We start from the raw sequence: 12,272 nt of genomic DNA, 5'->3' as shown, positions 1-12,272 counted from the left end.
CCCAGGAATCCCCCACTTCAACCGTCAGGTAAGTGGGTGGTAGTTCAACAAATCACATTACTAAGAAAATTAATATTTCATGTCTCTATATCTTTTCCCTTATGGAGTGTGTATTAGTGTTTAACTGCCTTTTGTTCTTCAGCTAACGGGATGCATTAATTAAAAAGTGAAATATAAAATTTAATTCATTAATGCAACATAAAAGGAATTTTGTTGTGTTGCAGCAACACCCCCTCACTTTTTTGAGTCAGGGGTTTTTGCATCTACAGAAAGCTTTCTCACTTCTATTTCTTTCTTCAGCATAGTAATGAATTCTTTATCTAAATTCATTTTTTTTTGCTTGGTTATATGCTCTCAGCAATTGTTGGTCTGACAAAGGCAGGTTTTTCATGACTCCTCCTATTCGGTATATTACTACCCAGGAAGGTGATTAAAAAACAAATATCCAGCAGGTAAAATATAGTAAAAATTCAGGTGGTTGTATCACTCAGTTTAAAGAAAAGAAATTCGTCTTAAAAATTACCGTTTTCGCATTGATTGTTACTTTAAAACAAATCAAAAAGCAACATTCTTTTCTAAAACAGCGTTAAGAAAAGAGTAAAAAATAAAAACATCATGATAATAATCGGTTCCTTTATGGAAGTTTTTTTAATTTGTAAAAAGTTTAAAACAATTCAATTTGGTTATAATAAAACGGATTCTAATGTAAGGAGGCACACAAATAATGGAACAAGGAAAAGTTAAGTGGTTTAATGGTGAAAAGGGATTTGGATTTATTGAACGTAACGGCGGAGAAGATGTATTTGTACATTTCTCAGCAATACAAGGTGAAGGTTTCAAAAATCTTGATGAAGGACAAGAAGTGGAATTTGAGGTTGAACAAGGTCAAAGAGGGCCTCAAGCCGTTAATGTTCATAAATTATAATTAGCCGCCAATCAAAACAGACTCTAAATGGGTCTGTTTTTTAACTTCTTACAAGAAAAAATACCCTACTGGTTTATAGGTAGGGTAATAAGCAAAATAAAATGGTTTGTATCTTGTAGTATAGGGATATACGGGCAATAAAATGAAAATTCCTATAAAGGCATATGACATACATATGACATTATTATTTAGACATTTTACAGAAATAGCACAGTCTGTACAAAAACAGCGTAAAAAATATTAAGAAAAGAAGCCCATTTAATAAACAGGTTCTGTTAATTTTTAACCAATGAAAAAGACCGAAAAAATCGGTCTATTTTTTATACATCTTCTCAAACTAAAATACATGTGAGTATCAGTACAATTCTTTACAGACTGCCGCAAAACTAGTGTATAATGGATTTTGCAACCTTCGATGTCATACGACAGGAGTGACTTTTATGGGTGAAAACATTTCAGATATTGATTACAAACAAGTAATTGAATATGCTTTAGAACCACTGATTATTCATTCACAGCTAAAAATCATCTATGTTAATCGTGCAGCCGAAATATTCTTTAGGGCTTCAAAAGAAGAAATTATCGGAGCAAGCCCTTTAGACATTTTTAAGGAGTCATCCAAATCATCAATAGACAAAAGAATACAAAATGCTTATGAACGACCAGCTAATGTAATTGAAGAAACAATATATCGAATGGATGGGACAACGGTTGATGTAGAACTATACTGTCATCCTGTGTTACTGGGTAATACAAAAGCTATCCAGACATATGTAAGAGATATAACAGAAAGAAAAGCAGCTGAGAGAAAACAAACAGAAATTTCAAAACAAATAAACGAGTTATCATCGACACTAGTTCCGCTATTGGACGGGATTGCGGTACTTCCTTTGCTGGGTGCTTTTGATGAAGAACGAGCAATACAAGTTTTAGAAAAAGTTCCGGTGAACGTACAGAAACAAAACATAACGTGTTTAATTATAGATTTCTCTGCTATATATAATCTGGATTCTATTGTAGCGGAATACATTTTCAGAATTAATACTGTATTGTCATTGCTTGGTGTACGTTCTATCATCACAGGTTTAAGACCCGAACTAGCTCTAGTCGCCACGCAACTAGGTATAAATTTCAATTCCACACCCACTGTTTCAACTGTAAAAGCAGCACTTCATTTATTAGGTGTAGAGTATAATGTGGGTTCACCGACTCAAACGGAAAACAAGTAAAAGCAAAGAATTTAGGAAGCAATGTGACAAAACATTGCTTTTTTATTTTGAATTTGCCTCTTTAACTAACCTGCTTCGTTAATTCAATAGCTCTTTTAAAATTTTATCAGCAATCATTATTAAGCAATCTTTAGATTTTTTATAGTTATCTTCGAAAGCTTTATTGATTCTTTCAGCTAATTCTTCAGCATTATTCACTTCAAGAGCTGCCGATGCAATTCGATGAATTTCAAATTCGTATTCGTCATCCGGGCAATCAAGAGCCAGCAAGCCCATAGGATCCCATTCATTAATTATCTTTCCGACTACTTGCAATGTCTTCTTAAATTTGTCTTTAAGGTGTTTATGCGACAACCGACTCCCCCCTATAATCAATTAATAATAATTCTATATCTTGTTAAATTAGTCTGCCCGTTAGTTGAGGAAGAAAAAAGACTGGCTGAAACAACTGCCGGCTCTCAAACTCTTGCCCCCCCTTGATCGCTCATTCAATATTAAAAAGGACTGTCTATTGACAGTCTTATTATTGAATTAAAACCTGCTTTACCTAGTGATTTCTTTATTTGTCATTATCCAAATCACTATCCAGAAAAGATTTTTTGTCCTCTTCAGTCCCATACTTCTTTTCAATAAATTGACCAATCACTGACTTGTTAATACCATCCTTTACTGCTGCTGAAATTACTATATATAAAATAAATAGACCAACAATCCAAAGGATAATAGAAAAAACCAAGGAATCGAATGCCATTATGCCCCTCCAAACTAATAACCAATTTCTTTCATTACTTTACCACAAAAAACCATTCTCCTCCCTCAACAACCTTGCCCCTTTAGCTTAACAACAGGGGATATGTTCAATCAAAATTTATGTCACCTTGTCGTTTCGTCTTTTTCTTAATAATACGAGCAATTTTATCGGAATTCCGCCATTTCTCTGCTTTAGGCAGCTGGGAGACAATCTCATATGCTAATTTTTCATAAATGTTATGCAGAATAGGCTCTTCATCATATCTGAATTCATATCCTTCGTTTCGTTTAAGCCATGTTTGCGGAACATGGTGAGTAGTGTTTACCTTATTCGGGGGAATATGAGGTCCCCCTTAATGGTAAAGCCATTGGATGCTCAACAAACTTCAAGTAAGGATTTTCTTTTTTGGGGCACACTTAGATTATAAATACGTATTTTGGAGTGAAGTATATGAATGTTGCGATTATGGGTGCAGGTCTTTCCGGCTTAGCTTGCGCCATCACACTTGAAAAAAATGGAATATACCCGACTATATTTGAAAAGCGCAGCAGAGTAGGAGACAGATTTGTTAATGGAGAGGTACTATTATCTATTTTTTATAGACCAGTTCATGATTGTATTGCATCATTATCGGACGATTTTGGGATTTACCTTAAGCCTGCTTCACCTATTCATAAGCTGGAACTTTTTTCGAAAAATGAGAAAGCAGTCATCGAAGGTCAATTAGGGTTTACCAATATACGGGGCAGAGAACAGGATTCGTTTGAATCCCAGCTAGAAAAGCAAACAAAATCAACCATTCACTTTAATTCAGAGAAAACTTATGAACAACTCTTATCAAGTTATTCCCATGTCATTTTGGCAACGGGTGATGGAGAATATGCGAAAAGGACGAAAAACTACAGAGAGGATTTAACGGTTTCCATAAAAGGGGCTACAGTCGAAGGAGTGTTTGACCGTTATTCTGTTACAGGATGGCTGAATTATGATATGGCACCTTTTGGCTGTTGCTACCTTATACCCTATTCAGAAAAAGAGGCACACATCTCTTTATCTATTCCAGATTTACCAAAAAACAAGGATATTCAAATAAATAATCTATGGGATAAATTTTATGATAAGGTCCGATCTCAACTTAACCAAGAATTACCGATAACCGATCAGTTTCAAATAACTAATTATTCTCTTGGTATTTGCCAGTCAGCACGGATTGGTAATACGTTTTACGCTGGAAATTGTTTCGGAACGTTGATGCCCTTCTTGGGATTTGGACAATATGCTTCCATTTTAAGTGGAATATATGCTGCTTATGATTTATGCGGTTTGGGAAAATATGAAGAGTTAATGAAACCCATTCGTCAAGGCTATGATAATTCGCTCGTTTTACGGAGGGCGATGGATCAATTATCCAATAATGGCTTAGATCGAATTGTTCACGCACTCCAAGGAACCATTGGTGAAAAACTGTTTCAATCCAATTTGATAAATCCACTGAAAGTAGCAAGTTATTTACTAAGGCCGTATATAAAAATGACAAAGTGATTAAGCTACTTCTTAGTAAAGTATTATATTGGAGTACTCGTTTGTTACCTCCTCAGCACGGGTATCTCCACTCCATTCATAAACCCTTTTATCATAATTTCGAATATAGAACTGTTGCCCCTTGGTGTGATGGGCTTCTATTTGATAAACCTCCAAAGCTTACCATGAAGGAAAAGGCCAAGGTTTTTGTGAATGCTTAGCCTTTTATTTCCTAAGAAATGAATTGTAATCATTAAACTGTCACGTTAAGTGACAAAACAGCTATGCACCGTTTCAAATAGCCTTTTTTTTAGTGTGATACAGAGTGACAAAATCAAAATTTCATGATATCACGAAAACACTAGGCTTTGCCTAGTCTGACACTGAAAGTGATAGCACGTTTTCCTTATGCTTTTTCTCACTCTTTTTATAAATTCAATGCATTTTACCAGCTACAAATTTTTAACAAGACGTTTAAATAGCAAATGCAACTGTACATATGTAACGAACAAAAAAAGGTGCCAGCTAAATGCTAGTACCCTTATATAGAATTAGTAAGAAGCCCCTTTATGTCCTCCAATGTGTCCGGCTCGTTGAAGATATGTACCGCCTTTCATTAAGCTGTACGCATGAAAAATCGCCTTTTTGCCAAAACGATCCCGTATTTGGTCGATCGTTTCATCCAGGATATGACGCCTTTCATCCAGTTCAGGGGGCGTAAACAAATCTATTTGTTCATGTGCTGCAGGCTGTAATTTACTGCACACGACGTGAATCTGGCGCACCGGCTGTCCGTCCCAATATTTTTTAAACAGCCGGACAAAGTGCTCACAAAGTTCAGCGGTCTTATTTGTGCTACGTGGAAGCACTATTTGATGCTTAAATCCGCGATCCTCAATATCCCGGCTGTAAGATATGCCAAGCGCAATCCCTGCTGCTGCAGCCCCATGCTGGCGCAGACGCATCGCCACATCCTCGGTCATTTCTTTGATGACAATCACGATCTCGTCTTCCTTGTCATAATCCCTTAACAGGATCTGCCCTTTGGAAAAAGATTTTTCCCGTGCTCCCACCTTCTCAGATATCACGCTGTAATCAATTCCCCAGGCATGGTAAAACAGCTGCTCTCCAATCACGCCGAATTTTCGCTTTATTTTCCACTTATCTGCGTGAGCAAGATCTTTTACCGATTCAATCCCTATGTTGTAAAGAGCCTTGGCGTAGCCATTCGAAATTCCCCACATATCTGTTATCGGGTCAATCGCCCAAACCTTCGCTGGGACATCTTCATAAGACCAGTAAGAAATCCCATTCGGAGCGTTCTTCCCCTCATTATCAAGAGCCAGCTTAGCCAGCAGAGGATTGTCGCCAATCCCTATGGTGACAACCAGGCGCAGCTCCTGCCAAACCGTACGCTGAATGGTGCGGGCGATCGTGAATGTATCGCCAAAGAGCCTTTTTGAGGCCGTTACATCCAGAAATGCTTCATCTATGGAATAACAGTGCAAATCTTCTTCCGCTACAAAGCGGCGAAAAATATCCAGGATCATTTTATTTACTTTTAGATAAAGAGCCATAGAGGGTTCAACAAGGATTAAGCGTGGATCTTTCGGTATTTCATAATTCCGTGACCCTGTCTTAATACCGAATTCTTTTTTTACCCGCGGTGAGGCAGCCAATACAACAGAACCGGACCGTTCTTTATGGGCGATCACAATCACATAGGCATGCAGCGGATGAATCCTGCGGCGTACAGCCTCTACACTGGCAAAGAAGGATTTCACGTCAATGCAAAATACATCCCTGCGCGGCAAATATTCGTCATCAATAGGCCTCACCATATTCCTCGTCTCCCGCGGCAAATGAAATAGACACCATTTCATCTAATCGAAATCTGGAACTGTACCCTTTCAGCTTTACATAGGGATGCTGGCCGGGCAGCCGGCAAAACTCCGAGACAATCCCGTTTACCTGCAGCAGGTCATGATCACCAAAGGTATTCATCTTAAACACCACTTCTCTTTCAAGTTGGAATGAACTTTGGATGATCCGGTCGAATTCCTCCAACTGCTGTTCATCAAATAGAATCTCCGTTTTCACCGGTTTACTTTTTTCTCTTTCCATCATTTCAGCATGCTCGGCTAGAATGAGTCCCTGCCATTTCATCATTCCCCGGTCATTATACAATTTCTTCATCCAAGATAACTCCTTTCAATGAGAATATATGTTCGTATACAGTATATAATTCAGTATAAGAACAAATATTCCTGCCGACAATGAAAACTTTTTTATGATTCCTCTTTTTACCGAAAATATGTTCGTCTATTTATTGATTCATGAACATTTGTTCGATATAATAAGGTTGTGAAAAGGAGGCTGTTAGAATGAATGGATTGTTTAACCTATCGCTGGAACAAAAAAAGCCAATCTCAATTATGTATATGGCAGATGATCATACGATTACAGACCGAAGTGTCATTGTGCGTAAAATAGATAAAACTCACATCTACGCTTACTGCTTGAAGAGACAACAGATGCGGAAATTTAAGCGGTCCAGCATTTTAGCAGCAGGAAAAGCACCGCAAAGGAGAATGGCTTATGCTTAAACAACTGTCTGCACGCCAGGAAAAAATGCTGCAGTTTATAGATGATTATGTAAGTGCCAAAAACTATCCCCCGTCTATTCGTGAAATCGGTGATGCGGTTGAATTAAAGTCTTCTTCAACCGTAAAGGGCCATCTTGATCGTTTAAAGGCGTCTGGATACGTAACCTGGGAACAAGGAAAGCTGCGGACATTGAATGTGGTTAAGAGAAGCAGCGCATCAATGCTAATGAAGTTAAATGCTTAATATACAGAAGGAGCAGTAACAGCATGAAGACCTGTTATTGCTCCTTCTTTTCTAAACTTTTTAGATCCCAAAAGTGAAGTTAACACTCACTTAATCATGAATTATTTCGATCAATTATAGAAAGACCGTCAAATAAGTAAGCAAGGCCATATGTGGAAAGCGTCTGTCTTGTTAGATATTTTTGTATAAATATATAATAATATAAAAATTCATTTATACATTTTTAGGCTTTAAAAGCCTGACATAACAAGGTTTTCAAGATTCTTTATTTATATAATCCATTGTCTTGAATGGATAGCCATGCCGCTTAAAAGCTATTATGATGTTACAAAAAAGCTTGAGCACGTTACTGAACATAGATTATTGAACAGAGTTTTGTTACATAAAAAGCAAAAAAAAGCGCCCTTTTAGGAACCGGGCGGCCGTATTCAGAAAAGGACGAGTTTCAGAACAAATATCGACTAATAAATTAGGAAAAAGGCTCATAACGAAAAAGCAGCTGTCCCTTTCCCAAGGGGACGGCTGCTTTTTCCAAATTTATGTGTTAAAAGAAAATGAGCAAAAGTGGTCGTCACTCTTGCTTTATAAGCTTATGGCTGTACGGATGAACATATTCCTGTAAATAAACAGCTCACTCTATTAACCCTTAAACAATATCGATTAAAAAAGCCAGGATAACAATCATTGGCGTATAGAGTCGGTTCTTACAATTTCACTGCGCATATATTTTACTGAGACAAGAAGAATATATCATCCATTTAAAACATACATTCCTTTATTGTTTGAAGCCTATCCTGTATTTCCATTGTAACACCAAGTTTCCACCCACTTTAGGGCAAGAAGAAAGGAAGTGTAACAGAATGACCCATAACCGTTTACGTTCCATTGATCAGAATGTTATGCACGATATGGCGCTCGTAGAGCATTTTAGGGCAGCCATTGGCATGAGGACCTTTATACTGACCCCATCTTATCCATTTATGTTTGTTGGCGAAATTGTTTCCATGGTAGGAGACCAAGTCGAGATATTCGCTGAAACAACCCATTTTGCCCAGCTTGAAAAGAGAAACTGGCTGATCCATGTCCATAATATCGAAGTATTTTATATCGAGTTTCCCGGAGATCCGCGCATCCCAGAGTTAAATGACATGCTGTAACAAGGAGGGAAAACGATGATAAGGCGCTATCATGTGGTGGCCATTCCGATCCGCATTGTCGTCAACAACTTTGGTGACCATAATCCAAATGGACAAATGTATGTGTTAAAAGAAAATGAATCGAAAGTAAAAGAGCTTGTGCGCAAAAACCCTTTTACTCCTGTTGAACTCGTACAGCCGCTGACCATTAGAGCCAATGAAGGAGACACGGTTGAGATTCTGTTTGAAAATCAGCTTCCTTTTGCAGCAGGCATGCATTTTCAGGATCTTGACTATGACGTGCTGACCTCAGACGGAGCCAACGTTGGTTTTAATCCAAGCTCACTGGCCGAGTCCGGTAACAAACTGCTTTATAAACTGGATGCTACGTTTGAAGGCATTTGTTTTTTCACGGATGTCGGCAATGTATCGAGCACCGAAGAGGGCTCCAGTATTCAAGGTCTCTTTGGTACACTGCTTGTTGAAAAAAGAGGCTCCTGGTGGACAGATCCTGTAACAGGCGGACCGATCAACAGTGGTGTTTTCGCAGATATCCACCACCCTTTTCTTCCTTCCTTCCGTGAATACGCTTGGTTTTTTAATGATGAGATGGAAGTGGATGATTTAACGGGCAACCCGCCGCTTAACCCGATGACCAATCAGGAAGGCGAATCCTTTCATGGCGTGAATTACCGATACGAACCGCTTCATAACCGTCTGAAACTGATTGAAGAAGGCGTCGTATCTCCCGAGCTTGAAGGCGAGGAAGTTCATCATGACTCATGGGTATTTGGCGACCCTGCCACCCCAATTTTGTGTGGCTACCGGGACGATCCCGCCGTTGTCCGCCTGATTCATGCAGGCTCAAAAGAAACACATGTGTTCCACTATCATGTGCACCAATGGCTGAGAGATCCCGGAAACATTAATTCAGAGATTGTGGATGCCCAGGCGATCAGCCCGCAGTCTCACTATAGCGTTCAGCCTTTGTATGGACTTGGCAGCCTGCAGGGCGCGATTGGGGATGTGGTTATTCATTGTCACCTCTATCCACATTTTGAAGCCGGCATGTGGGGAATGAACCGTATCTTTGATACCCTGCAGGACGGAAGTCAATGCTATCCAAACGGCACACCCATTGCCCCGCTCCAACCATTACCAGACCGTCCCTGCCCGCCGCAGCCAACAAAGGAAAAACCAGGGTTTCCTAACTTTATTCCTGGGAAGGTTGGCTGCAAAGCGCCAAGACCACCGCTTGGCATTGTTGGCGGACGGGGCATGACGGAACTCGAAAAAAATGCCGCCGTACCGAATGCAAGGCCGGGGGCCGTTTTTGCCGATTCCTGCCTGGGAAACCCGGTTGTCCTGGAATTTAACGTGTCCGTAATTGATCTTCCACTTGTTTATAACAAACAAGGCTGGAACGATCCAAAAGGAAGAATTTATGTAAAAGATGAAGAGCTTGAGGATGTGCTGTCCGGAAAAAAAGAGCCGGAACCGCTTGTTCTGCATGCGCCAGCCGGTTCTTGTGTCAGAATAAACTTTACAAACCGGCTGTCTCATATTTTGGATGGAGATGCCTTTCAGCTGGTCACGCGAACCTATGAGGTGGGCTTTCATATCCATTTTGTAAAGTTTGATGTTCTTGTGTCCGATGGCGCAAATGTAGGCTGGAACTATGACAGTGCCATTTTGCCGGGTGAGACCGGCCGGTATGAATGGTATGCGGACACCGAATTAAAAGCTTTTTTCTTTCACGATCATTTATTCCCAACTACTCATCAGCAGCATGGAATTTTTGGTTCGTGTGTCATCCAGCCTCGATTTTCTAAATTTTTGGATTCAAGAACGGGTGAAGAAACAGATCATGGTACACAGATTACTGTTGCCCACCCAATTATTCCGGATTACCGCGATTTTGCATTATTTGTTCAAGATTTTGCTCTGTTGTTTGACAGAGACGGCTGTCCGATTCAGCCGCCACCGTTCCCTGGTTCACTGGAGGATCCCGGCATTTTTGCGGTCAATTATAAGAATGAACCGCTGCAGTTCCGGCTTGGGAAAGACTGTGATCCCGCTTACTCTTTCAGTTCTTATGTGAATGGAGACCCCGTTACTCCTATTTTGCGGGCATATGAGGGAGATCCAATCCGTATCCGGCTGCTGCAGGGTGCCCATGAAGAATCCCATAGTTTTAATGTGCATGGATTAAGATGGAAATCAGAGCGGCCCAGCAACGACTCCCAGATCCGTTCACAGCAGCATATCGGCATCTCAGAGTCATTTACACTTGAAACGGAGATCCCAAGAGCAGGAGATTATTTGTGGGCTTTTGAGACGGAAGAAGATGTGTGGAATGGCACGTGGGGATTAATCCGTGCATATGACCAGGAAGTGAACCACCTGATCCCTTTATCTGACCGGCCTTTGCCGGATTCAAGAACAAAACCGCTGCCTGAAGTAACCGGAAAGCCGCCAGCTCCGGCTGACCCGCAGTCTAGCCTGCCGCCTGAAGCAGCACATAATCCGCCGGTCCGAAAGTATAGGGTTGTCGCATTTCAAACCCCTATCATATACAACTCGTTTGGAGACCATGATCCGTATGGCATCGTCTTTGCTTTAGAGGAAGATGTGAAGGATATTCGGCGCGGCAAAAAAAAGCCAGAGCCGCTTGTGCTTAGAGGAAACGCTGGTGATCTTGTAGAAGTCACGCTGACGAGCCGTCTGAAACCCGATTTATTCCCATTCCCTAATGGCATTTACCCTTATCCGCCAGTAAAAGAACAGGCCTTTTATCCGCCGTCTCTGCGGATTTCATTACATGTCAATATGCTGAATTATGATGTGACCACTTCAAGTGGTGATACGGTTGGATTCAACCCTGATCAAACAGTGGGGCCTGGGGAAACCATTACGTACCGCTGGCATGTGCAGGACAGCATGGGCACCTGCGCGATGTGGGATATGGCCGATTTACGGAATCACCGCTCCTTTGGAGCGTTCGGTGCGTTTATCGCTGAGCCGCGGTTTACAACGTACCATGATCCTCATACACTGGAGCCTGCCCAAACGGGCACAAATGTAATTCTCAAACACCCGCTTAACGGAGACTATAGGGAATTTGTGCTGGTGATGCATGACGGTGTCCGACTCGAGAATAAGCACGGTAAGGTCATTATCGATCCACTTGACGGTGTGATTCCAAAAGCGGACCCTGACGATGAAGTAGACACATATGATTTTGGCTCACGCGGCTTTAACTACCGGTCAGAACGGTTGATTAACCGCTTTAGAAAACATCCTGTTTTAGGTGACTTATTTAGTTCAGAGGTTCACGATGATCCGGCCACACCTGTTTTTGAAGCGTATCCTGGTGACCCTGTCGTTATTCGGCTTACGACACCGTCAGAACGTAGAAGATCTCATACATTCCATCTGCACGGTCATAATTGGAAATTCGATCCGAGAGATATTGATTCCCGTATTGATTCATACACCGGCCACATGGTTACCGGCGTCACAGAAGATCTACTTTTAATTGGAGGTGCTGGAGGAACGTATAACTACCCAGGAGATTATATGTACCGAGCCGGCAACATACGCTGGGATATCGAGCAGGGAATGTGGGGGATTATTCGGGTCCATGATAAAACCCAGCCTCATCTACCTTTACTAGATAAATGACATAGGAGCAATAAAAAAAGGACGGTCAAAGACAGTCCAAAATAAATTGATATAGAAACGTTTAGGTTTACGCCCATGCGGGCAAAAATAAAATAAGTGACGGAATAGAAATCCTGTTTCTTTCTTGTCTTTCCACTCCCCCCAAAGGCCACTCTGGGGGGTTCCTTCGTTTTCAT

Annotated in this window: 12 protein-coding genes; 7 read left to right on the top strand and 5 right to left on the bottom strand. The window is 40.7% G+C overall.

Annotated features, from left to right (window positions below; translation table 11 throughout):
• Nucleotides 1–234: 234 nt before the first annotated feature.
• On the bottom strand, nt 235–330 hold the full coding sequence (gene sda, locus L2D08_RS24485; protein ID WP_375337588.1) for a sporulation histidine kinase inhibitor Sda: 96 nt from the start codon (nt 328–330) through the stop codon (nt 235–237).
• Between the two features lie 394 nt (nt 331–724).
• Here sda and L2D08_RS14555 point away from each other — a divergent pair, with 394 nt between their 5' ends.
• Complete coding sequence (locus tag L2D08_RS14555; protein ID WP_242234616.1) at nt 725–925, top strand: cold-shock protein; 201 nt, start codon at nt 725–727, stop codon at nt 923–925.
• Nucleotides 926–1,365: 440 nt separating this feature from the next.
• Complete coding sequence (locus tag L2D08_RS14550) at nt 1,366–2,154, top strand: PAS domain S-box protein (RefSeq protein WP_242234614.1); 789 nt, start codon at nt 1,366–1,368, stop codon at nt 2,152–2,154.
• Nucleotides 2,155–2,232: 78 nt separating this feature from the next.
• Here L2D08_RS14550 and L2D08_RS14545 read toward each other — a convergent pair whose 3' ends face one another.
• Together L2D08_RS14545 and L2D08_RS14540 are read right to left on the bottom strand one after the other, a co-directional pair.
• Nucleotides 2,233–2,508: a DUF1871 family protein gene (locus L2D08_RS14545; protein ID WP_242234612.1), complete on the bottom strand. Its 276-nt coding sequence runs from the start codon at nt 2,506–2,508 to the stop codon at nt 2,233–2,235.
• Nucleotides 2,509–2,713: 205 nt separating this feature from the next.
• Nucleotides 2,714–2,905 carry a hypothetical protein gene (locus tag L2D08_RS14540; RefSeq protein WP_242234610.1) on the bottom strand — a complete coding sequence of 64 codons (192 nt, stop codon included), beginning with the start codon at nt 2,903–2,905 and terminating at the stop codon, nt 2,714–2,716.
• A gap of 450 nt (nt 2,906–3,355) precedes the next feature.
• Here L2D08_RS14540 and L2D08_RS14535 point away from each other — a divergent pair, with 450 nt between their 5' ends.
• Entirely contained in the window at nt 3,356–4,447 is a 1,092-nt protein-coding gene (locus tag L2D08_RS14535; RefSeq protein ID WP_242234608.1) for an NAD(P)/FAD-dependent oxidoreductase, read from the top strand.
• A gap of 530 nt (nt 4,448–4,977) precedes the next feature.
• Here L2D08_RS14535 and L2D08_RS14530 read toward each other — a convergent pair.
• On the bottom strand, nt 4,978–6,267 hold the full coding sequence (locus L2D08_RS14530; RefSeq protein ID WP_242234606.1) for a Y-family DNA polymerase: 1,290 nt from the start codon (nt 6,265–6,267) through the stop codon (nt 4,978–4,980).
• Nucleotides 6,251–6,622, bottom strand: coding sequence for a YolD-like family protein (locus tag L2D08_RS14525; protein ID WP_242234604.1), 372 nt, complete (start codon nt 6,620–6,622; stop codon nt 6,251–6,253). The genes L2D08_RS14530 and L2D08_RS14525 overlap by 17 nt, the downstream gene beginning before the upstream one ends.
• Before the next feature lie 188 nt (nt 6,623–6,810).
• Here L2D08_RS14525 and L2D08_RS14520 point away from each other — a divergent pair, with 188 nt between their 5' ends.
• The 4 genes from L2D08_RS14520 to L2D08_RS14505 all read left to right on the top strand — a co-directional run bounded on the left by L2D08_RS14520 (nt 6,811) and on the right by L2D08_RS14505 (nt 12,096).
• The gene (locus L2D08_RS14520; RefSeq protein ID WP_242234601.1) at nt 6,811–7,032 is read left to right on the top strand and encodes a WYL domain-containing protein; all 222 of its coding nucleotides are present in this window, start codon (nt 6,811–6,813) and stop codon (nt 7,030–7,032) included.
• Nucleotides 7,025–7,276, top strand: coding sequence for a LexA family protein (locus L2D08_RS14515; protein ID WP_242234599.1), 252 nt, complete (start codon nt 7,025–7,027; stop codon nt 7,274–7,276). Before L2D08_RS14520 ends, L2D08_RS14515 begins: the two co-directional genes overlap by 8 nt.
• An 860-nt stretch (nt 7,277–8,136) precedes the next feature.
• The gene (locus tag L2D08_RS14510) at nt 8,137–8,433 is read left to right on the top strand and encodes a hypothetical protein (protein WP_242234597.1); all 297 of its coding nucleotides are present in this window, start codon (nt 8,137–8,139) and stop codon (nt 8,431–8,433) included.
• Nucleotides 8,434–8,448: 15 nt separating this feature from the next.
• A complete protein-coding gene (locus tag L2D08_RS14505) occupies nt 8,449–12,096 on the top strand; it encodes a multicopper oxidase domain-containing protein (RefSeq protein ID WP_242234595.1) in 3,648 nt (1,215 codons plus the stop codon).
• The last annotated feature ends 176 nt before the right edge of the window (nt 12,097–12,272 follow it).

This window comes from Domibacillus sp. PGB-M46 (assembly GCF_022668875.1).
GTDB lineage: Bacteria > Bacillota > Bacilli > Bacillales > Domibacillaceae > Domibacillus.
The sequence above is the reverse complement of the archived record's forward strand: the minus strand, read 5'-3'. Positions and strand labels throughout refer to the sequence as shown.